The 22,527-nt window shown below is 56.7% G+C and carries 18 protein-coding genes; 5 read left to right on the top strand and 13 right to left on the bottom strand.

The features are described 5' to 3' along the window. The first annotated feature begins 646 nt into the window (after positions 1–646). On the top strand, positions 647–1,858 hold the full coding sequence (locus RDV48_29215) for a sodium:calcium antiporter (GenBank protein ID MDQ7826914.1): 1,212 nt from the start codon (positions 647–649) through the stop codon (positions 1,856–1,858). Positions 1,859–1,889: 31 nt separating this feature from the next. Here RDV48_29215 and RDV48_29220 read toward each other — a convergent pair whose 3' ends face one another. The 4 genes from RDV48_29220 to RDV48_29235 all read right to left on the bottom strand — a co-directional run bounded on the left by RDV48_29220 (position 1,890) and on the right by RDV48_29235 (position 7,163). Then, complete coding sequence (locus RDV48_29220; GenBank protein MDQ7826915.1) at positions 1,890–2,957, bottom strand: histidine phosphatase family protein; 1,068 nt, start codon at positions 2,955–2,957, stop codon at positions 1,890–1,892. Positions 2,958–3,136: 179 nt separating this feature from the next. Next, positions 3,137–4,837, bottom strand: coding sequence for an aspartate-alanine antiporter (gene aspT, locus RDV48_29225; GenBank protein ID MDQ7826916.1), 1,701 nt, complete (start codon positions 4,835–4,837; stop codon positions 3,137–3,139). Positions 4,838–4,867: 30 nt separating this feature from the next. After that, positions 4,868–6,457 (bottom strand): bifunctional aspartate transaminase/aspartate 4-decarboxylase, encoded by a 1,590-nt coding sequence (locus tag RDV48_29230; protein ID MDQ7826917.1) that lies wholly within the window; start codon positions 6,455–6,457, stop codon positions 4,868–4,870. An 82-nt stretch (positions 6,458–6,539) separates the two neighbouring features. Continuing rightward, positions 6,540–7,163 (bottom strand): hypothetical protein, encoded by a 624-nt coding sequence (locus tag RDV48_29235; protein ID MDQ7826918.1) that lies wholly within the window; start codon positions 7,161–7,163, stop codon positions 6,540–6,542. Positions 7,164–7,750: 587 nt separating this feature from the next. Between RDV48_29235 and RDV48_29240 the strand changes: the two genes are divergently transcribed. Continuing rightward, positions 7,751–9,268, top strand: a complete 1,518-nt coding sequence (locus RDV48_29240; protein ID MDQ7826919.1) for a M15 family metallopeptidase — start codon at positions 7,751–7,753, stop codon at positions 9,266–9,268. An 82-nt stretch (positions 9,269–9,350) separates the two neighbouring features. Here the strand turns inward: RDV48_29240 and RDV48_29245 are convergent, their stop codons facing one another. From RDV48_29245 to RDV48_29255, 3 genes are all read right to left on the bottom strand, one after another. Further along, entirely contained in the window at positions 9,351–9,980 is a 630-nt protein-coding gene (locus tag RDV48_29245; GenBank protein ID MDQ7826920.1) for a hypothetical protein, read from the bottom strand. A 2-nt stretch (positions 9,981–9,982) separates the two neighbouring features. Next, entirely contained in the window at positions 9,983–10,492 is a 510-nt protein-coding gene (locus RDV48_29250) for a hypothetical protein (protein ID MDQ7826921.1), read from the bottom strand. Positions 10,493–10,581: 89 nt separating this feature from the next. Beyond that, the gene (locus RDV48_29255) at positions 10,582–11,859 is read right to left on the bottom strand and encodes a hypothetical protein (GenBank protein ID MDQ7826922.1); all 1,278 of its coding nucleotides are present in this window, start codon (positions 11,857–11,859) and stop codon (positions 10,582–10,584) included. Positions 11,860–12,143: 284 nt separating this feature from the next. On the opposite strand from RDV48_29255, the gene RDV48_29260 reads away from it, so the two are divergent. After that, a complete protein-coding gene (locus tag RDV48_29260; protein ID MDQ7826923.1) occupies positions 12,144–13,397 on the top strand; it encodes a PAS domain-containing sensor histidine kinase in 1,254 nt (417 codons plus the stop codon). Between the two features lie 2 nt (positions 13,398–13,399). Here RDV48_29260 and RDV48_29265 read toward each other — a convergent pair whose 3' ends face one another. The 5 genes from RDV48_29265 to RDV48_29285 form a co-directional block, all read right to left on the bottom strand. After that, complete coding sequence (locus tag RDV48_29265) at positions 13,400–14,680, bottom strand: type II secretion system F family protein (protein ID MDQ7826924.1); 1,281 nt, start codon at positions 14,678–14,680, stop codon at positions 13,400–13,402. A 90-nt stretch (positions 14,681–14,770) separates the two neighbouring features. Continuing rightward, the gene (locus RDV48_29270) at positions 14,771–15,184 is read right to left on the bottom strand and encodes a hypothetical protein (protein ID MDQ7826925.1); all 414 of its coding nucleotides are present in this window, start codon (positions 15,182–15,184) and stop codon (positions 14,771–14,773) included. A gap of 272 nt (positions 15,185–15,456) precedes the next feature. Continuing rightward, on the bottom strand, positions 15,457–15,858 hold the full coding sequence (locus RDV48_29275; GenBank protein MDQ7826926.1) for a hypothetical protein: 402 nt from the start codon (positions 15,856–15,858) through the stop codon (positions 15,457–15,459). 137 nt (positions 15,859–15,995) lie between these two features. Then, the gene (locus RDV48_29280) at positions 15,996–16,868 is read right to left on the bottom strand and encodes a PQQ-binding-like beta-propeller repeat protein (GenBank protein MDQ7826927.1); all 873 of its coding nucleotides are present in this window, start codon (positions 16,866–16,868) and stop codon (positions 15,996–15,998) included. Positions 16,869–17,042: 174 nt separating this feature from the next. Further along, on the bottom strand, positions 17,043–17,219 hold the full coding sequence (locus RDV48_29285) for a hypothetical protein (protein ID MDQ7826928.1): 177 nt from the start codon (positions 17,217–17,219) through the stop codon (positions 17,043–17,045). Positions 17,220–17,438: 219 nt separating this feature from the next. Here RDV48_29285 and RDV48_29290 point away from each other — a divergent pair, with 219 nt between their 5' ends. Next, entirely contained in the window at positions 17,439–17,927 is a 489-nt protein-coding gene (locus tag RDV48_29290) for a hypothetical protein (protein ID MDQ7826929.1), read from the top strand. A gap of 199 nt (positions 17,928–18,126) precedes the next feature. Here RDV48_29290 and RDV48_29295 read toward each other — a convergent pair whose 3' ends face one another. Then, positions 18,127–20,940: a molybdopterin-dependent oxidoreductase gene (locus RDV48_29295; GenBank protein ID MDQ7826930.1), complete on the bottom strand. Its 2,814-nt coding sequence runs from the start codon at positions 20,938–20,940 to the stop codon at positions 18,127–18,129. A gap of 159 nt (positions 20,941–21,099) precedes the next feature. Here RDV48_29295 and RDV48_29300 point away from each other — a divergent pair, with 159 nt between their 5' ends. Continuing rightward, positions 21,100–22,524, top strand: a complete 1,425-nt coding sequence (locus RDV48_29300) for a radical SAM protein (GenBank protein MDQ7826931.1) — start codon at positions 21,100–21,102, stop codon at positions 22,522–22,524. Positions 22,525–22,527: the final 3 nt, after the last annotated feature.

Here is a 22,527-nt window from a genome sequence, read left to right on the forward strand (position 1 = left end):
TTGTGTCCACAATCTCCCACAGGCATTTTCATTGCGAGTTATGCAGGGCTCTCGTTTCTCATGATAGGCAATTTGAAAGATCTGTGCTATAATCGGTAAGGCAGAGGGCGGGCTCAGGGTTCAGAGCCCGGCCCTTTCAATGCTCCGAGCCATTTGAATAATCCGGGGAAGACCATGCGGAACAGGCAGATGCAATTCTTATTCCTGGTCACGCTGCTGGGAGTCCTTTACCTGGGGCTCCAGGCGGAAGGCTCTGTACCGCTCTGCTCTGCGGACAGCCATCTCCCCTCGGGCGCAGAGGCGCTGTGGGCAAGACGCACCAGGCCGCTCTCCTCACTGTGCCTTACCGGTGAGCACTTTGACAATATCGCCCGAAAACTCGCCTCCGGGCGCCCTGCTGGACAGCAAGGCGCCCTCATGGCGGCACCTTGCCAGCATTCAATATTGTGTTCCCTCTCATTCTCTTTGGGCCGGTACTTTTCTTCAGCTCTCATGGAAGCCCTGTCATGTTCCCTCCTGTTGCGCGGCCCTCCTGATATCACCGCATCGGGGGCCTGAATGCCGGCTCAGGCCCCTTCTGCACTGAGCCCTTCCCGGCACCACATTCCCGGAAAAATACCCTTATGGAGAAAAGGATACTCATACTATGAAAAGATGGCTTGCCCTCATTCTGCTCCCCCTTGTGCCCCTTCCCTGGATAGTGATGCGTATCGCCGGTATTCATCTCGACCCTGTCTCCGCGACGCTCCTCTCCGGTTTCTCTATCTTTGCCGCCGCCTTTCTGCTTTCATGGGCCGCAGAGGTGGCCCAGCTTGACATCCCCCCCTCTATGGCGATTGCAGTCCTCGCGCTGATCGCCGTGCTGCCTGAATATGCCGTGGACATGGTCTTCGCCTGGAAAGCGGGCAAGGATCCTGTCTATGCCCATTATGCCGTGGCGAACATGACAGGCTCCAACAGGCTCATTATCGGCGTGGCCTGGGCCCTCGTGGTGATCCTTTTCTGGTGGAAGTCGGGGAAGAAGTGCGTGCGCCTTGAGAGCCCCTACCTCTCGGCCCTTGTAGTCCTTCTCATGGCCACCGTGTATTCTTTTTTGATACCCTGGAAGCGCTCCATATCGATCATTGACGGGGCGGTGCTCTTTTCATTCTTCCTTGTCTATCTCTACCTTGCCATGAAGGAGAAAGTGCAGGAGCCCGAGCTGGAAGGCCCCCCTGCCACGATAGCAATGGCGCCCAAGCTGTGGAGGAGAGTCATCACGGCTTTGATTTTTCTCTATTCCGCCCTGGCGATTTACGTGTCAGCGGAGCCTTTTGCCGAGGGCCTCATCCATATAGGCAAGACATATGGCATAGAGGAGTTCCTGCTCGTGCAGTGGCTCGCCCCTCTTGCCTCGGAATCCCCTGAGTTCATCGTGGCGGCCATATTCGCGCTGAAGGGCAGCCCCAGCGCGAGCATCGGGACCCTTGTCTCGTCCAAGGTCAACCAGTGGACCCTTCTCGTAGGCCTGCTGCCTGTCGTCTTCTGCATCTCCTCCGCCAGGATTCACCCCCTTATGCTCGACGCGAGGCAGGTTGAGGAGGTCTTTCTCACTTCCGCCCAGTCGCTCTTTGCCGTCTCCATCCTGATGGACAGGAGAATAAGCCTTTTCGAGGCAGGATCGCTCTTTTCGCTCTTCATCGCCCAGCTTCTCCTCAACACTACTGAGTCACGGCACATCTTCTCTTACATATATCTGGTGCTGGCGGTGCTGGTGGTCTTCAAGCAGCTCCGCTGCGGCGGGTACAAATGGGTCCCCGCGCTGTTCCGGATATGGAGGAAAAGAGCAAAACAGTCAGACAACTGCTCTGAATGCTGATGATGAGAGATATGAATAAGGGAACAGGCGCTCAGGAATCCTCCCGCATGGCATCCCTGAACTGCCGGAGAGTGCAGGGAGTCTTTCCGCCTGTCCCCCGCACCACGAGATCTTTCCCGTTGAAGCGCACTTTGACATAGTGGCCGTCAGGGCGGCGGTAAAGCTCGAAGCATATATGTGACGCATAAGGCGCCTGAGAGTCAAGAGGGGTCCCCAGGGCGCTCATCACGGGCATAATTGTGGTGTCGTGGGCGGAGTAAAGGACAAGCCTGGCGCCCTGCGTGCCTTCGGCGGCCTTCTCCATATGGGCGGTCAGCGTCCGGAAAAACTCCCCCGTGACGAGGCGGCAAATCTCCCCGGGCCTGAATGCCTCGGCCATGGCCCACTGATAGAGCCTCACTATCTCACGGGCATCACTTTGGGTGAGCTCCCGGGGAATGGATACTCCCTTCAGAAGCCTTATATAAAGGTTATCGCCGGGCTTGATGAGATCCTCCAGGCTGGTGACAGGCGCGCCGAAAAGGGCGCTCCACCGTGGGAACTTGTGAGCGCATGTGGCGGTCATCTTTTTCCACTCATCGGTGGGATAGACCAGGGATTCCATCATCTGCTTCACCTTTTCCTTGTTTTTCTCGTAGCCCAAGAGAAGGGTGTTCTGGTCAGAAGGCAGGGTTCTCACGGGAACGGGCTGGTAAGCGCCGGGGAGGGCCGGGCTCCCGTCATCGAGAAGGGGCCCCGTACCGGGGGGATAGAGCCCGCAAAGGAACGACTGGGCGCTCATGATAGTCCGGTTCAGATCCGTTGAAAGGGCATGGATCATGTTGGGCTCATAGCGGGGGGGCAGGAGCTTGAGCTCATCGACATACCGGGCCCGGAGCTCTTTCCCCAGCAGATACTCCTGGTGGATGCCCAGAGGAGTGAGCTCTCCCAGGCCGAGCTTCCATGGGCATGGATCCGCGGGGATGTCATTGACAGGGGTCCTGTCGCCATGCCTGATCAGCACCACCGTGAAAATAAGCCGGTCTCCTGCAATGGCTGAAGTCTGGCATAACCACAGCGCCAGGAGCAGCAGGATCAGCGTTCTGTTGAGTTTCAGCATGGGCATGGCTCCTTTCAGTCACCTGAGAGATCCGGGGGAAGCTCTCTTTCCATGAATTCAAAACGGGGAGCCTTCTCTCCTTTTGCAATGCTGAAACCGCATCTTTTTTCCCGGCGTTTCAACATTGCGCAGAGCGGAGCGGCTGCAAATGGGATGCGGCTCTTAAGCCACTCGATTCCTTACAGCCTTGCCATTATGTTGATTATCAGGGAGCCGCATACGGTGATGAAGACATTCGCGAATGCATAGGGGGCAGCGAACCCAAGGGCGGGCGTCGAGCTTTCCGCATCATCCTGGATGCTGAGAAGAGCCGCCGTGATGTCCCTTGCCCCGCAGCATGAGCCCAGGAGCAGTACAGGATTCATCTTCAGAACGAACTGCCCGAAAAGCAGGGCGGCGAAAGCAGGCAGAATTGAGACCGCGGCCCCGGCCAGGAACACGGAGAGGCCGGTGGATTTAAGGGCCTCGAAGGCGCTGGAGCCTGCTGAAAGACCGGTACAGGCAATGAAAAGGTTGAGGCCCAGGTCTGTCATGAGCCACAACCCCCCCGCAGGTATCTGCCCGAAAGTAGGATGAAGAGACCTCAGCCACCCGCAAATCAGCCCGGCGACAAGGACGCCTCCTCCTATGCCGAGAGTGATCGCTATCCCTCCCAGCTTTATTGAGAGAAGCCCTATGAGGGTCCCAAGCGCGCAGCCCAGGCCCACCATGATAAGATCGGTCGCCGCGGCAGGACGTTCAGGGTAACCAAGGAATCCGGCAGCCCTCTCGACATCTTCCTTTTTGCCGGCGAGCTCGAGAATGTCGCATTTCTGGACTTCCGTGCCGGGAGCAATGGGGAGCCTGTGACCCTGCCGGGTAATTTTCTTCAGGAAAACGCCATGGGCCTCTTTCAATGTACCGACCTCACCCAGTGTCTTCCCGGCTACATCGCGATTGAGGACACAGACTTCCATCACTTCCCCTTCAATTTCCATCATTTTCCCGTCAAAGACTTCGGGGCCGATTATGCCGGAAAGCTTGACGAATTCAGGCGGGGTCCCTGCAACGGCTATAAGGTTTCCTTTCTCAACAACAGTATCCGGCGCGGGGGCGATGATATCATTTCCGTTCCTGATCTTCTCAACAGCCATCATCGGCGGGAAGAGAGCCTCCAGCTCCCTCACTTTCCTGCCGCATGCTCCCTCGTTCTGCACCAGGTAGGCGCGCAGGCTTATCTGCTTTGCCCAGTTAAAAAAGCCGGGGCCTTCCTCGTCTCCCCCGCTGCCTCCTGCAAGCTGCTGCTCCAGCTTCTTCGCTTCGCTTTTCACATTCAAGCCTACCAGGCGGGGGTAGAGCTTCAGGAAAAGGATTGTACCGCCCGTCCCAAAGATATAAGTGATGGCGTAAGCAATGGCAACATGGCTCGAATAAACAGCTTTCTGTGCCTCCGGGAGCGCGAGATGGCTTATTGCGCCCTCGGAGGTCCCAAGGCATGCCGAAGTGGTCATAGCGCCGGAGAGAATACCCGCGGCGGTTCCCGGGTCGAAGCCCAGGATCTTTGACAGCACAATGGCGGTCGTGAGCCCTCCTGCCGCTACAATCAGGGCCATCCAGAGGTAATTGAGCCCCCCTTTTCTGAGCGCTCCGAAGAACTGTGGCCCCACCTTGTAGCCTATGCCGAAAGTGAACAGGCCAAAGCTTATGGTTTTGACCAGACCCGGCACTTCGATATCCATCTGTCCCATGATTATGGCCACCAGCAGCACGCTCGTCGTAGAGCCGAGTGCAAAGCCTCGAAACTTGAGCTTCCCCATGGAATAGCCCAGGGCAAGGGCGAGAAAAATGGCGACCTGGGGATAGGACCGAAAGAATTCAATCACCGGATTCAGCGTAATCACCCCTTTTTCCATGGAGTTCTCGTGGCAGCGTCAATGCCGATCTGATTCCCAGCGCCTGTGGTAATCGGCAAGCAGGTCACTGATGCCCCTGCCTATTTTTTCATAGGCTTCATCAGGAAGGTTCGCAAGCGACACGCGCACCGACATGCGGGGAGCATCAAAACCGCCTCCGTCCATAAGGACAATGGATTTTTCCTCCGCAAGCCTCACCACGAAATCTATCGGCTCATTTCTCTCCACGAGGAAGCGGGCAAATTCATCGCCATACCTTGCTTTTGCAATGGCCGGAACATCGATAGTGGCATAATAGCGGGCCATATATTCATTATCGGGGACTGCAATGCCTACCGCGTCATAGAGCGTCCTGAACCTTTTCTTCACGATGCCCTGTGTGGCTTTTTTGTATTCACCCTTCCCGTCAACAAGGCAGAAAAGCGAAAAAAGGGCCATCATCACCTGCTGCGGCGTGGAGAGGCCCGCGGTATGGTGAAGCGCAACGGAGCGGCTGTCGGCAACCATTCTCTCTATCATCTTCATGGCGTCAGGATCAAGCTCCACATGCTCGTAACGGGCATGGAGCGCCTTCCTGTCCTCCTCCGGCAGCAATGCGATTTTCCTGTCCAGGACATTCTCTTCATGGAGAGCGATCACCCCGAGCCTCCAGCCCGTTGCACCGAAGTATTTCGAATAGGAATAGACCAGGATGGTATTATGAGGAGCCGCGGATGCCAGGGACCTGAAGCCGTTCACAAAGGTCGCATAGACATCATCGGTAAGGATGATGAGATCCTTACGCTTCGTGGTAACCAGGCCGGCTATTTTTTGCAGCGTGCTTTCAGAGACTCTCACCGAAGCCGGGTTCGAGGGATTGATCAGGAAGAAAGCCTTTACGGAAGGATCTTCAAGTTTTTCAATTTCCTCATCGGGGAACTGCCAGGTGAGATTTTCATCCTGTTTTACTTCAAGCTCGACGAAGTCATAATCATTGAGCCGGGGAATCTCAATATAGGGTGTGAAGATCGGTGTCCCGATGGCGATCCTGTCCCCTCTGTGAAGGAGCCTGTTTTCCACGAGGGAGTTGAATATATAGGCCATCGCGGCGGTGCCTCCCTCAACGGCAAAAAGCTCGAACTTCCCCGGGGGAGGATTCCCGTTGAACAGCTCCTGATCAAGATATTTTCTCACAATCCCGGTGGTGTTCCTGAGCATCCTGTCAGGCGTGGGATAGTGATCGCCCATGATGGCGTCCACCATCTCTCCTATAAAATCGTCGGCGTTGAGCTTGATCTCTCTGCAGGCATACTCATAGGCCTGCCCGAGGAAAGAGATTCCCGGGGCAGCCGGGTTTCTCTTCAGGAACTCTTCAAACCTCAGCGCGGCGCCCTTGCCCTCAGGCGACCCCCCGAGGCCGGGCAGGTCGAAAGCTCTCTTCGTCTCTTCGACGGCAAAGAGCCCCAGCTGGAAAAAAGCTTCTCTCGGCGTCGTCGCCACCCAGTTCGGGTTCCCCCTTCCGGCATTCAGCATCAACCGCTCCGTATGGTCCTCTGCAAGATCAATCAGCTTGTTTTTCAGCTCAAAAGGACTCAGGCTCTCGTATAATTTCTCTTCCGCGCTTTTCATCGCTCAAAATGCTCCTCTCGTTTATTACTGCGGGGAGATGCTGAAAAAGACCGCTCCCTCACTTCATTGTGGCTATTCGAATTTATGGCTGGTGGCCGGGCTTGGGCCGCCTCTTTGCCGTTTTATCCTTTTCCGCGGGATCGCTGCTGTAAAAGGTAAGCCCCACCATGTACTGCCTTACCGGCGTCTGTGAATTCAGGCCGAAGCTCATTCCCAGGTCAAGGCTCCACGAGGCTCCGAAAAATGTTCTTGTCCAGAGATCCGCAGTGGCAGTGGAGGAAGAATAGCCTGGGTTCGGGCTTTGCGTGCCATATATTTCAGTGCCGATGACAAAGTCGTCCGTAGGCGTATATTTCACGGCGAAACCGTAAAACGGCGAGGAAGCCCTCGGAATATCGGGGATATCTCCCCAGAAATTCTGGCCGTAATAGGCGCGGAAGTTGAATTTATTGACATCTGTCCCCAGTATCAGCTCTGCGGAATAATCTGTCGTGCCATTGCTCAATATACCGTTATTGATTGCCGTCGCGGGTCTTACGCCGCATGCGGTTCCCAGCTTCGCGCTCCCAATCGGCATGATATAATATTTAAAGCCGAAATGGATATCATTGAGCCCCCGGGCGCCGCTGCTGCCGTCGGCGACAAAGGAGTACGGCAGCTCAATGCCGAGCGCGAACCTGTCGCAGATACCATAATTCCCTCCCACACTGACGCCCCCGTTGCTCTGCGAATTCTGAGAGCCTGTATATTCACTCCAGGTATAACTTGAGAATATCTGGTAGGTATGTGCGGGCACAGGCTCCGGGCAGGGAACCTCATTCACTCCTGAACCGGGGTAGAAAGACTGGGCATGCGCAGAAGCCGCGCATAAAAAAAACATCAGAAAAACAAGACTTATGGCTCTTTTCATCTCACACGCACTCTCTTCGGGAAATCAGCAGATTTTCTACAGGACTTCTTTATTGAGGAGCGCGTGCAGGGTATGAGGAGGAGTGCGAAGCCCAATAGAAATGACTTGTATTACGAAACATATTCTTTACTTTACGCGCCTTCTCCTTCTCTACAAATCTTCAGTAACTTTTACCGACATTTCCTCTATGGAAAAATCACAAAAGAAGGGATCACTTTTCAGGGGACGCCGGGGGATGAAGACTGGGTCTCACCTGCCGGAAGTCCTTTTGTTTCCATTTCGAAAATAATGAGCAGGTCCCCCTTTACAACTTCTCTCCATGTCGGTATATTGATAACAGGGTAGTATGTGTTTTTGTTGCATTCAACCAGGAGGTACATGATATGGACCCGCTTGCACAATTAAGAATGACTGATTCGATGGCCGTCGATTTTACGCAGTTCATGTCCGGCCCCCAGAGGGCCGTGGGGCTTGGAAGCCTGGGAATGGAAGGGGTGATGGCGCAGCAGTTCTCTCCCTACGGAAATGATATGGCCATGTTCTCCCAGGACCTCACAGATCAGGCCACCGCCGGCTTCATGCCTGCCTACGCGCAGCAGATGGCTCCCATGGGCCTCAACGGCGGCATGGGCATGGTCCCCGGCTTCGGCGGAATGATGGCCTCCATGAATCCCCAGCAGCAGCAGATGCAGCAGATGATGCAGATGATGATGATGATGCTCATGACAATGATGCAGATGATGCAGCAGAACGGAATGGGAGCGCAGCAGGGCCAGGGTAATCCTTTCCAGAACGGGTTCAACTCACCCCTCGGCATGGTCCCCCAGCAGGCGATGGGCCAGCAGCCCATGATGGCCAATCCTTATCCCTCGCAGAGCAGCGCCCCGTCAAGCAGCCATGCGCCCCAGTATTCACCGCAGAACAATCATTCCTCACCGAGCTCTTCGGGGTCCCACGCTCCGCAGAACAACGTCAAGGACCCCCAGGGCGATGAAAACTTCATGAGCGACGATCCCAAGGTCCAGCAGGCGAAACAGAAGGCCGATGCTTCAGGGCAGAAGGTCCAGGACCTCGAGAGCAAGGTGAAAGAGGATCAGAACCAGGTGCAGCAGGCCTCGCAGAAAGTCCAGCAGGCAGGCCAGAAGGTCCAGTCAGCCCAGGGAAAAGTGCAGAGCGCCCAGGACAAGGTGCAGCAGGCCCAGCAGCAGAAAGCGCAGCAGTCTCAGGAAACCGGAGCAACGGCTTCCCCGCAGGCTCCTGACAACGGCGCAGTGGAAGCTGCCCAGAATGAGCTGAAGTCAGCGCAGCAGGAGCTGAATGCCGCAAAACAGGAAGAGGCACAGGCCAAGCAGGAGGAAGCCAAGGCCAAGTCTCAGCTCCAGCAGGACCAGTCTCAGCTCCAGCAGGCCAAGCAGACTGCCCAGCAGGACAAGGAGGCGGTGAAGCAGGCCCAGCAGGAGGCCTCGGAGAAGCTCAAGGAAGAGGGAGCCAAGGACCGTCCCAACGGCCTCAAAGGGATCAAGGAGGAGTTCGGCGCTCCCGGCAAAAACCAGGTGACCACCAAGATGCCTGCCGGCCCTGACGGGAAGATGATCAACGTCACATGCCACGAAAAAGTCGCTGACCGCATGAAGGCCGCTTTCGAGGAGATCAAGGCCAAGGGCCTTTCAGACAACATAGACTCCTTTGACGGCTGCTATAATTACCGGAACAAGAGGGGTGGCTCATCGCTCTCAATCCACTCGTGGGGGATCGGCTTCGATATCAACGCCGGCGCCAATCCCATGGGGAGCTCCCGCCAGACTGCGGGCCAGCGCGAGCTTGCCCAGGTCTTCGAGAAGTACGGCTTCCACCAGCTGGAGAACGACCCCATGCACTTCCAGTTCGCCACGGGGTACTAAGACCGGAAAAAAAAATTCCATGGAGCGCTCCATCGCGGCGATGGGGCGCTTCTTTCTTTTTCCCGGGAAGAGCCTGTCCCCATCAAAAATTATGCAGGTCATTCACGAAGAAATTCTTGCTTACCTTGAAGTCATAGGTGGCCGAGCCCCATGCCCTGCAGGTGGTCATTGAATAAGAGTAGTGGGGAGGCGAGAGGGTGAGATCAGCAGTGACCTGAAAGGAGGCAACATTCTTTGCCACGGCCCGGCCCCTGATCTGTTTTGAGCTTATGGCCGGCACCGATGAGGGTTCGCTTGCAAGCCGGCTCCTCACGAGCACGTAAGGCCCCGTTCCCGAGGGCTGCGCCTGGGGATCGAGGGTGAGATAGTAGAGGATCCACGAGCTCCATGGGGTTCCCTCCCCATGGCTTGTGTAATCTCCCTGCATGTCCCTCGGTGAAGGGAAATAGATATAATTCTTTGTCGTGTCAGAGGGAGCTGAGAGATGAATGTCGCTTTCAGTCTTGGAAGCCTCTTTGAAGTCCCTCGCAAAGCGGTCCAGGCCCATCACGGCATTGCTCTGGACATCCCGCTGGGCATTGAGGGCGTTGAAGTTTTTTATAGAGGAGAAGAAAAACACCGTGAAAGCCACAAGGATAAGCGAAAAGCAGCACATGCTCACGAGGATCTCTGCAAGGGTAAAGGCTTTCTCTGCTCCAGTGGGCTTCCTCATGGCTACTGCCCCCTGTAGACCTTGGTGCTGAGCTTGTAATCCCTATAGAGCCGGGTCCCCGTCTGGTCGGTCGTGGGGCGCCCCGATTCATCCCAGAAGATGAGGATCGAGACTTTCATCAGGTCGGGAATATCATTACCATATATGTCCTTGTCTGTCTCCGCCATCACGCAGCGGTGAAACTCAATCTCATGAAAACCGCCTGCGGTGGTGCCGTCGTTCCCTGCGCTGAATTTATCGGAGTAATTGTCATAGACATCCTTGTTGAGATAAGTGGCCTGGACCGTGTCCCAGGGAAGGGCACGGAGCTCATCGGCCTTCTCTTCCGCCCAGGAGGCGGCAAGGTCCTGGTGGGCCGTGTTCACCATCTTCGCCCTTGAATAAGGAATAACGACGCCGAGGGAAAAGAGCACAAGGAGAAGGATGCCCATGGCGATCACTATCTCCAGCAGGGAGAAGCCTTCGCTCCCACCGGGAGAATGACCGCCTGTCCTGCTTTTCGGGGAATTCATAATTCCGCAGCCCGTTCCTTGTGCCTGGTTACTGCAATGGTTCTGCGGGGACAGTGCGGATACCTTCAGCCGGCCTTTCAAGAGAGGCTTTACTGCTCCTGCCATGAGAGGATGCGGGCACCGGTGTAGACAGGCACTCCTGACGAGCGTATCTCGCTGTCATGGGCAAAGACCTTTCTCGCCATGATGGTCGCGTTGACTGAGGAGTTCACCAGGCTGACGGAAAAGTCATCGGGGTCCTTGCCGCCTATGATGACCGGTGAGGGCTTCGAGGGATCCTCAAGCTCCACCTTGCAGTTGGTCAGCGCCGCATTGAACTTGAAGTCACCCAGCAGAGCCACCAGGTTGGTCTCCAGGTTTCCGACAATCGCCTCCCAGAAGGGATCGCCGTTATCTTCGGTGAGCTCTGACAAACTCGGAGTGGAAATCCATTTCTGGAGGCCTCCCGTTAAAAATATGTAGGTAGGCGTGCCCCCGGACCCCGAATTTTTAATAAGGAAGGTATAGTTGGAAAGCTCCGCCTCCCCGGTGAACCATTTTCCCGGGGTGAGCGGTATGGTCTGGGGCGACACATTCTTGCCGCTCACATTCGGAATTTCCTTGATGCTCTCGTCGCTTTCGTCGTAGTGCTCAAAAGCAAGCTCGGACATCTTTGTCTTCTCCGGCTGGCAGTTTACCTTCTTTCCCCCGAAGAGCTTGTAAATCCAGTTGGGAAGGCCCGGCTCCCATTTGCATGATTCGGGCCTGTACACGTTGAAGGACTTCCCCGTTTCCAGATCCCCCGTCTTCTTTCCCTTGACGATATAGTAGTCTCCCTTGATATTGGAGGAGATATCGCCGCCCACGTCGGTGTCCACTATCCCAAGGAAGCCACCATTGCTGCCGTCGCCGCAGATGTAGAAGGGATCGAGACGGTCACGCCTGAATGACGCAGAAATATCCTTCTCCCATTGATGATGGAGCGCGGGGTCCTTGAAGTAGCCGCTTGAAGCCACCCTGCACTCAGTATCGCTTATTTTCTCTATCCTCACGGTAAAAAAAGCGCCTGTCCCCGCCAGGGGAGCCTCATACTCGAGGTACTGCTCGGCGGGTGTTGCTTCGTGGAGGATAAGGGCTCCGGCAGGAAGGGGGGCCATATTCAGCGAGTCCAGGGTGTTCCAGTCATACCAGCTGTTCACCAGGTATCTGGCCTCCTGCATGCCCGAGAGTGCCGCCTGCCTGGTGACTATCTCGCTGTTCCTCTTCAGGGAATAGCGCATCTGGCTCGTGGTGATGCCTACGACGGTGACGGCAAGCACTATCACCACAAGGATGATCATCAGCATGGTGGCGAGGGCAATGCCCCGCTGCTTCGCTGTGTGCCTCATACTCTGCCCCCATGCAAGAAAATACCATGAAGCATCATGGTCCCTTTGATAAAATTATCACAGATTTTTCAGAATAAGTAAAGGGGGGGGGCAGGGCCGGCAGTACTCGGTCGAAAGGAGTATTCTCCATACTCATATCGGAACATTACCGGTACCCATCCTGCAGGATGATAAAGCCCCTCTTTTATGTTATTATAATCTAGGGAGGGTCTACCTGGGGGGTTTTAAACCACGTACACCTCAAATGCCATCACATCCCTCACTCAATAGAGAGGGGCGGGAGCATGAAAAGACCAGGTGTCATGCGGAGGCCGGAATACCACGCGCGAAGCCATCAGAACAGCCGCCTTTCAGCCCTGAAAGGGATAAGCGGCCACAATGAGAGCGAGCACAAATACAGGAACCTTTTTGACAACGCTCCCATCTCCCTCTGGGAAGAGGACTTCTCCCAGGTCAAGGCGGTCATGGAAGCGATCCGCAGGACCGGAGTGAATGATTTCAGGACATACTTCGACACCCATCCCGAGATGGTGCTCGAGCTCGCCTCGCTTGTCAGGATAATGGACGTGAACCTGAAGACCCTCGAGCTTTACCGGGCAAGAAGCAAGAGGGAGTTCCAGAAGAACCTGAACACCTTCTTCTGCCTTGAATCATTCGATGAGGTCAAGGAGGAGCTTGTCGCCATCGCCGAAGGCAGGACGGAATTTGAAAAAGAGTCAGTAAACCAGAATATCGACGGCGAGAAGCTTTACATCTACCTCCGCTGGTCCGCCGTTCCCGGCTACGAGGGATCCCTTGCCAGGGTGATCATCTGCATCATGGACATCACGGCCCAGAAACTTGCAGACGAGAGGCTGGCAGGCACGCGCAATGAATTTCTTTCCATTCTCTCCCATGACCTGAAGAGCCCCCTCGCCTCCATACTTGCCTATACCTACCTTATCGGAAAGATCGCCAAGGACGTGCCCGACGTGTCGAGAAACGTTGCCATCGTGAAGGACATCGGGCACTTCATGCTCAATATCATCAACAATGTAGTGGAAGCCGACCAGATAGAGTCTGACAGCGTCATATACTCCTTCGAGGATATTCCTCTTTCCATGCTTTTCAGGGAGCTCTCCGAGACCTTTGAGGGCCTTGCCAGCCTCAAGAAGATCACCATCACCTGGAAGTGCGACAACGGGACCATGGTCCATATCGACAGTACAAGGATAACCAGGGTGTTCCACAATCTCATCATCAATGCACTGCACCATACCCTCGAGGGAGGGCGCATCGAAATAGAGGCCGCCACCCAGGGAGAGAGAGTGGGGTTGAAAGTCTCCGACACCGGCCGCGGCATGAGCCCCGAGATCAAGGGGCGGGTCTTTGAAAAATTTGCCGCCGGGCAGAAGGGACAGAAAGGCACGGGCCTCGGCCTCTATATCGTAAAGAAATTCCTTGAGGGGCATGGATCATCCATTGATCTGGAGAGCACCCCCGGCAAGGGGACCACCTTCAGATTTACCCTTCCCCTGGGAGCCTCACCCGGGTTCTGACATTAAAACGCATTCATTGCCGCATAGATAGGCACGAACATCGAGAGAAGCAGGATCGAGATCACGATGCCCAGAACCACTATGGCCATGGGCTCCACCAGCTTCGTGAAGGCCGCGAGAAGGCTGTCCAGCTCAAGCTCAAAGATGACGGCGGTCTTGCTCAGCACCTCGGGGAGCTCGCCGCTCTCCTCCCCCACTGTCACCATGGCCACCATGGTCCGCGGGAAAATGGCGGGGAACATCCCCATGCTGTCTCCCAGGGTGTCCCCCTCCATCACAGAGTCGGCAATGCTCAGAAAGGCTCTCCCGATCACAAGGTTTTCGCAGGTGTCGCCGGCCATCTCGAGGGCTTTTACAATGTGCTCTCCTGATTTGGTGAGGCATGAAAGCATGATGGCGGCGTGGGTGAGGACCGCTTTCCTCTTGATCTCGCCCATCACGGGGATTTCCAGGATGAGCCTGTCCCAGAGGAGCTTTCCCCCCAGGGTCCCGGAAAGATAGATGAAAAGATAGACCACCGTGAGCACCGCGATGACTGCCGAGGGGATAAAGATGTACCACTTTCTCATGCACTCCCCCAAAGTTATTATTATCTGGGAGTAAAAGGGGAGCTTTACCGACATGTCCTTCACCAGCGTGGTGAGCATGGGGAGTATCCAGTAGAACACGGCGCCGCATATGAGCATGCCGACACAGAAGACAATGAAGGGGTAATTAAGGGCTGCCCTTACCTTTTTGCCGAGAATGTACTCCTTTTCCAGCACGTCGGCGAGGTACCAGAGCCCCTCGCTGAAAAAGCCTCCCTTTTCCGAGGCTCGCACGATGCTCCTGTGGAAGTTTGTGAAAACGGCGGGAAAGAGGCCCAGGGCTTCGGAAAAGGACTTCCCCTCCTCAATTGCCTTTTTGATGGCGTGAAAGATCATGGCAAGGGAGGAGCTTTCCGCCTGGGCTTCCATGATTGAGAGGGTGTTCCGGACATTGAGGCCGCTCTTCGCCATCATCGAGAGAGCCTTGAAAAAGGTGATGAGGTCCTTGATCCTGAGGCGTGACGGCAGAAAATCCTGCCTCTGGGGAATCTTCTCAAGCAGCAGGATGAAGCGGGACTTTTTTTCAAGCATTCTCACGGCTTCATTGAGGCTCCCTGCCATTATCTGCCCTTCCTTCACCTCTCCACTGGCATCGCGGATCTTGTAGGTGAAGCGGGCCTGCTGGGGCATCGAGCCGCTGTGAGCCTCGCTGACGGAGAGCGCCTGCTTCAGGAAACTGCCTGCTTTTTGGATCATATACGCAGTATTCTTGGGGTCTCGGGCAATACCTTCTCCAGGCACCATTGTTTTGAGGAGCGCTCCGGGGAGGAGGCGGCAGGGGAGGGATCAGAAATTGCTGATATAGGTAAGGGTGCCCGTGCCTTTGTTGAGCTGCACCTTCTCGGTGAGGGTGGCGTCGGGATCGGAGTTTTCGTCGATCTGGGCCATCTCGTAGAACAGCTCTTCCGCTCCGGAGGCTTCCCCGGTCTTTTTGAACCTCACCAGGGTGCCTTCATCACAGGTCTCCATCTCCTTGAGGTCCCTCGTTGCCGGATCAAAGAGCATCTTCCCGATACCATTGTCGGGATCTTTGAACTCTACGAAGCCGTCGGCGGGGTTCGCGTCGAAGCCCGGCGCGTTGTCATTTTCCATCAGGGTCCGGGCGCGGTTGTGGATCTCCTTCATCAGGCTCTGGGAGCGCCTCATGGCTTCCGCCTCGGCGGGCGTCTGGATATTGTTCACGTTGAAAGTGATATGCATGGGCTTCTCTCCTCATACTGACATAATCAGAGAATTACTCATTGTAAGAGTTCTGAACACCCTGTGCCATATCCTTCAGCTCTGCAAAAGCATGGACAAGACTCGTCTATATCAACTGTCCAGATTTTTCACCGGGAGAGGTGAATCCCTGAGGCAAAGTCTGCAAGATCCCTCACAGCGGTAAAGGCCGAATTACCTCCTCCCACGACGGCACCCGACTGCCGCGGCATAGAGAGCTGCCGACACGGCTGCCGGGCCGCCGCCCACGATGATCACCTCACCCTGTATCTTCCCTGGCCTCTTATTGTTGCTGAGCCTGTGCCCTGGCCCCTGAAACAGCCTCTTCCGACGGCCCATGATTTCGTACTTGTTCCCGAAGTGGTGACGATGCCATTGCCCATGTAGAGGGTTCCGCGCTGGTTTCCTATCGTCATGTTCGTCTTCCTGCCGTAGCCTGAAACCTGGGTGGCCTGGCCCTGGGGGACAAAAAGCAGTCCGCTGCCCCCGGTGGTTACCGTACCGGAGCCGTTTATCACTGCACCGCCGCTTCCTCCTGTCGAGAGAACTCCGTTCCCGTTGAAGTTTACCGCTCCCCTTGCCGTATCATCGGCAAAGAGCTGCCCTGTCATCAGCACTCCCAGGGCGATTACCACGAAAACCATCATTTTTTTCATAACTCCATCCTCCTTTTTCTCCCTTAGACTCCCCACCCATGAAAAAGTCACGGAGGATATAAAAAAAATCTGGCACAGGGCATTCTATGTCCGGGAAAGCAGACTCCCAGAATGGGGGAGAGGTGAATGCCCCTTTTTCAGGGGGCGTCATAGCTCACCACGTAGAGCCTCTGTTCGGGCCCGAGCTCCAGGTTTGAAATCCAGTTTTTCACCTTCCGGGTTTCCCAGATAAGGCTTCCCGCCTCGGGCTCATACCTTGCCAGGCCGCCCCTGGATTTCACATAGAGGGCATTCCCTCGAAGCCAGGCGCCCCGGAGAGCAGGCTGCCACCCGAGGGAACCCGCTGATTCCCACAGCTCCTTTCCGCTGTCAAGATCGAAAGCGACGAGGCGGGAACTGCGCCCGAAGAAGGCATATCTGCCGGCAACGGCAAGCTGAGGCTCCATGACCAGGGTGCCGCGGCCTGCTCCATGGACTTTGTACACGCCGGGAATTTCAGTACGAATCGAGCCTTGAGAGGGATCAAGAACTGCGAAGACTCCATTGAAATCATCGTCACCCACCCCTGCCTTTCCCTCCGTGGGGAGGAGGCCGAAGCTGAGAAACACGAGCCTGCCGCCGGAAGGGGTGAAGTATTTGAAGGGAAAGGCGCGAACGGCTTTATCGCCGTAATGCCGGGGAGCCGGCACCTGGAAATCCCGGCTCCCTTTCTTATAAACTAAATCCGGCACTATTTCCTCCTCCCATTCCCTGAGGCTGCCGAGAAAAGGAAATGACTCCCTGTTCTTAAGGCGGGCATCCTCAAGCCTGTCAAAGACAAGGACCTGCCCTTTCTCGATCACGGTGACCCATGGGGGCCCGAAATCCACCGCACCGGCCGGGCTGATAAGAAGAGCAAGAACTGAGACTGACAGGGCCGCTGAGATCAACGCTGCGCTGAAAAAACGAGTCATTTCAACTATGATGGTTGTCCAGCGGGAGTGAGGCGGACATTTCTTCTGGCCGGTCATAATCCTCCCTTAAGAGACAGGGTGAGGTTTTCCAGGAAATGCTTCCACGGCTCCAGTCACAGATCCTCTCTCCTGTGACCAGAATCCGCGGGAGGGCAGCAGGGCTCTTCAGCGTGGCGGGGTACCCCCCGGAGGCTGAAGAACCTGGGGGCTTTCTGTGAATATAGGAGTCTGTCACCACTTCAGCGAATTGTCATTGATATGGTCACGGAGCACCTCAAGATTATCGCCATGAATGACCAGCAGGTCCTGGGGATACTCCCTCCAGAGAGCGGCGGCGCGCAGGGATTCAAAGGCCCGGCGGGAGCTTCTCCTGCCGGGCCCGTTGCTGCTGGCGGGCACAATTTTCACAGTGCTGGCCACCCTTCTGCTTCCCTTCACCCCCCTGGGTGCGCTTTTTCAGTTCCAGCCCCTTCCCCTTCACTTTTATGCGGGGCTGGTGGTCATCCTTGCGCTTTACATAGTCACTGCAAAGGTAGCCAAGTATGTTTTTTACAAGAAAATTGTTCCATAAAGCCATCGCTGGCCTTATGGAGCCTCTTGAGCCATGAAAAGAAAGGAGGGGATACGATGAAGAACAACGGGCACCGGGCATCTGCCTTTTTCTGGGCAGTTCTCCTGCTTTTCATCTGCTTCCAGAAGAGCACCATTCCCGCAGCCGCGCAGGCTCCAGGCGCGACGATTGCCGGGGTTGTCACTGCTTCCGATGCAGGCAAGCTTATCACGATCCATGGGACCATCGGCGGACAATGCCAGGTGATGACAGACTCCACATTCTGGAATGAGTACCGGGTCCTCAATAACGGGATGAGATTAAGCGGCATTGAAAGCGCGAAGGGAGCTCAATGGGTGAAAAAAGGGGCCGAGGTCGATATCACTGGGAGGCTCAGCTCCGTAGGGGAGCACATCGGCGTGGAGAATCAGAGATACTACCCCGGATACTATGTATTTTCAGTGAGCGAGGTCAGGCCCTGCAGGAGCAGAGCTCATAAGGCGACAGTATTCAGGGTTTCCGAACAGCCTCCCCGGACGGGTCCCCAGCCTTCCCGCAAGCCCTGAAAAGACAAAAAGGGAGAGATAGCGCGCTCTTCCATAAAACTGCTCCAGAGGGATGCCCACAATGGTGAGGCAGAACATGTTGATCACAAGGTGGCTGATGCCCAGATGGAGGAATACGGATCCCATGAGGCCGTATGTCACCAGGGGCGGGGATTCCTGAGCGCCGGGATCACCCCTTTCGCTCCGTGGGCTTTCATTTTCATCGGGGCTTTCCATTGAGCTTCCTTTTACCAGGGGGTACTGACGGGTGGAGCTCAGCCCATTTTGTCCCTGCCGGCAGGTCCTTTACGCGGCATCCCGTAGCATCGTGGATGGCGTTTATCACCGCCGGGGTTATGGGAACACAGGTGACTTCGGCGAAGCCCTTCATACCGTAGGGGCCCTCAGGGAAGGGAACCTCGACGGCCACTGAGACTATCTCGGGGGCCATCGAGGCGTCAGGGACACCGCACTTCAGGAATGTGTCATTGAGGGCACGGCCTTCCACGAGGGGCCACTCCTCGGTGAGGGCATAGCCTATCCCCATCATCACGCCGCCTTCTATCTGGGCCTCCACGGCGCGCCTGTTCAGCACCTTGCCCACGTCATGGCAGGCGATGACTTTCAGGACCTTGATGTCGCCCCTCTCCTCATCGACTTCGACCCAGGCGGCATGGGCCCCGGCAGAAAAGCCCCAGTGGGCCTTTCTGCTCCTGAACCCCGGTGTGCCCCAGGCGCTTTTTTCTCCTGGCGGAGGGAAGGCCACAGTTTCAGGAGGGAAGTACCTGAATGAGGCCGCGAGGGGGCAGCCGAGGTCCCCGAGAGCGATGGAACGGCGGGAGTCTGCCGTCCTGAGGAGCGGGCCGTCCAGAAACAGGGCGGCAGGCTCGGCAATGCCGAGCCGCCCGGCGGCAGCCTGGCGTACCGATGAGAGGAGGCTCCTGCAAGCCGTCATGACGGCATTTCCCGTCATGACGGTCTGCCTTGAGGCGCTCGTCGAGCCTGTATAGGGAGTCTCCGCGGTGTCAGCCGTGATGACGGATATCCTTTCCTTGGGGATGCCGAGGGCCGAGGAGGCAATGGTGAGCGTGCCCATGAGGGCCCCCTGGCCGAGCTCATGATGGCTGATCCTGACGGTGAGGTCCCCGCCCGGAGAGAGCTCCACGTCTGCAGCGGCGCTCTCGGGGACATGGTGGCCGAAGCCCATGTTCTTGTAACCGCAGGCGATGCCGAGGCCCAGCTTTCTTCCTTTCCCGGGGCGCGGCGGGGGAGTCTCCCTGAGGACGTCCCTGAGGGCCTCCAGAGTCTCTACGACGCCGAGCATGCCCGGCTCGATGACCTGGTCCGCAGCGTTGGGGAGGCCCGGCCTGAGGGCGTTCCTTATGCGGATCTCAATGGGGTCAAGGGAGAGCTTCCGGGCCATCAGGTCTACCATGGACTCCATGGCAAAGGTGACCTGGTTCGCGCCAAAGCCTCTCATCGCCCCCGAGGGCACCGCGTTGGTGTACCAGCTTTTGCCGTCAATTCTCACGGAGGGTATGAAATAAGGGCCTGCGGCAAAGATGGCCATGTTCTGTATGATCTCCAGGCCGCAGGAAGCATAGGCCCCCTTGTCTATCTCAAGCGACGCGTCAAGGGCCAGGAGCTTTCCCTCCCGATCCGCTCCCAGCCTGTACTGCATCGCCACGGGATGGCGCTTGACATGGACCATTATGGATTCTTCGCGGGAGAGCGAAATTTTCACCGGGGCGCTGCACTTGAGGGCACCGAGGGCAAGGCAGGCCTGGAGCACCAGCTCCCCTTTCGCGCCAAAGGCCCCTCCCACGGGGATCTGGATAATCCTTATCTTTTCCTCAGGGATCGCCAGCGCTTCAGAGAGCTCCGCCCGGTTGCTGAAGGCATCCTGGGTGGCGATCTCAATGAGCAGGCCGCCGGTGCCGTCAGGGTATGCAAGGCCCGCTTCAGGCTCAAGGTAAGCATGCTCGATCCTGGGGGTGAAGAAACGCTCTTCAATGACGGCGTCGCAGCGGGAGAAGGCTTCATCGACATCTCCGCGCTCAAGCCTCACGTGGCGGAAAAGGTTGCCCTTCTTCTCCTCATGGACGAGGGGCGCCCCGGGCCGCCGGGCCTCTTCCACAGTTCTCACGGGCACAAGATCCTCGAAGACCATGATGATTTTTTCAAGGGCTGCCCCGGCCGCTTCTTCGCTCTCGGCAAAGACGCAGGCGACGGGATCGCCGGGAAAGCGTGTCTTATCTCCCACGGCGAGCAGGGCGGGCTGATCGCGCTCGATGCAGCCGATCCTGTTGGTGCCCCTGATATCACGATAAGTGACCACGGCCCTGACGCCCGGGTGTGCCTCAGCCTCTTTGCAGTCAAGCTCCCTCAGCAGGGCGTGCTCCCTCCCGGACCAGAGAATCCTGCCATAAAGCATGGACTGGCGGACGAGATCGTTCCCGTATTTCAGGGCCCCTCTCGCCTTCTCCCCGGCTTCAGCCCGCCTGACGCTCATATCCTCTGAGCCCCCGGCAAGGGGAGCTTCCCCTCCGCTGATGCGGGCCGCAGCATCCTTTACGGCGTCCACGATCTTCTTATAGCCGGTGCAGCGGCAGAAATTCCTGTGCCTGGCGAAATGGGCCTTGATCTCCTCTTCGCCCGGCGAGGGGTTCTCCTGGAGGAGCGCCTTTGCGGACATTATCATTGCCGGCGTGCAGAACCCGCACTGAATGGCACCGTTATCGACAAAGGCCTGCTGGAGGGGATGGAGGGGGCCGCCCGGGGGGCTGAGGCTTTCGATGGTCTCCACTATGGCTTTCTGCAGCCGGGGTGAGGAGAGCGGGATCACACATGATCGGACGGGATCGCCGTTCAGAAGGACCGTGCAGGCGCCGCAGTGGCCTTTCCCGCAGCCACTCTTGGCACCGGTGAGACCCCGTCTCTCCCTGAGATACCAGAGGAGCGATTTATCTCCGGGGACCTGGTCTTCTACGGGGGTGCCGTTGAGAGTAAAGGTGAGGTGAACAAGAGGTTTCACCGCCATCCTCCCTGAATATGCCTTTGGGGAGTAGATTCAGGCTCCCCGCCAAATATCCTTCTCTTCCGGAGGGAAGGGCCCGGGCAGGAACTGCGCGCCGACGCACGAAACCATACAGGAAACAGGCATCGCATCAGATAAGCAGAATGGAGCACCACAGTGAAAAGATTTCTCCTCATTGAAGCACAGAAGCTCTGGGAGCTCGACCTGCCCGTCCACAAGACCATCATCCCCCTCGACCTCGTGCAGCCCCTGGGGCTTGCACAGATTGCGTCCATCATAAGGCAGCGCTATGCCGACGCCCGGATCCGGATCCTGGACCTGAGGCTCCTGAAGAACGACTTCTCCACCCTTCCGGGGCTCATCAGGGACTTTGAGCCCGAGTTCATAGGCTTCAGGACGGTGAGCCGCGACAGCATTTTCATGAATGACATGGTCAGGATGGTCAGGGCGCTGATGCCCTCGGCCCTCCTGGTGGGCGGGGGGCCCCATGTGACGGCCATGAGGGGAAGAGTGATGGAAGAGGCCCCCTTCGATTTCGCCGTCTTCGGCGAAGGGGAGATCACCTTGCTTGACCTTCTCTACCACCTAGACGAAGGGGGTGACATGGGCGAGGTAAAAGGCCTCATATACCGCGATTCAGAAGGAAGAATCCGAGAGAACGCACCCCAGGACACAATCGACGACCTGGACAGCCTCCCTATGCCGGCCTGGGACCTGGTGGACCACGAACAATATTTTAAAGCCATGTATTACCCACTGATACCGGCGTACCTGAACGCCCGGCGCGAGGTGGTCTCCATCTTCACCTCCAGGGGATGCCCTTACAAGTGCACCTTCTGCCACAACATCTTCGGGAAGCGCTTCCGCGCCCGGAGCCCTGAGAAGGTCGTCGAGGAGATTGAATACCTTTACACAGCCTTCGGCTGCAGGCAGTTCGACTTCAGGGACGACATTTTCAACCTGGACAAGAAGCGCGTTCACCGGATATGCGATCTCATCATCAAGAGAGGCCTCGATATCAGGATGGCCTTCCCGAACGGCATCAGGGGAGACATCATGGACGAGGAGCTGATCCTGAAGCTCAAGGCGGCGGGAATGTTCAGGTGCACCTACGCGCTTGAGACGGCCTCACCACGGCTCCAGAAGATGACCAGAAAGAACATTGACCTGGATAAGCTCAGGCATATCATACGCTTCACGTCGGCCCAGGGCATCATTATAAGGATTTTTGTCATGCTGGGGTTCCCCACGGAGACCCGCGAGGAGATGAGAGAAACCCTCGAGTACGCCTTTGACCCGGCCATCGACTTCCTGATACTGAACACCGTGAATCCCTTTGAAGGCACCGAGATGGCCGAGAGCCTCAGGGCGAGCGGCGTCAACCTCGACGAGTTCCGCGACAAGTACGATTACCTGGAGGCCCGGATGAGCGTGAGCGAGGTGAGCGCCCAGGAGCTCCAGGCCATTAAAGACGACGCCGTCAACAGGTTTTTTTCCGAGGAGCGCTTTGCCATGATGGCTGAGAAACTTACGCGCCATATTCCAGCAAGGAAGGTAATGGCACCCTCGGCTCAGAAGTAGAGA

The sequence above is a fragment of the Candidatus Eremiobacterota bacterium genome (assembly GCA_031082125.1).
Lineage (GTDB): Bacteria > Vulcanimicrobiota > CADAWZ01 > CADAWZ01 > Ess09-12 > Ess09-12.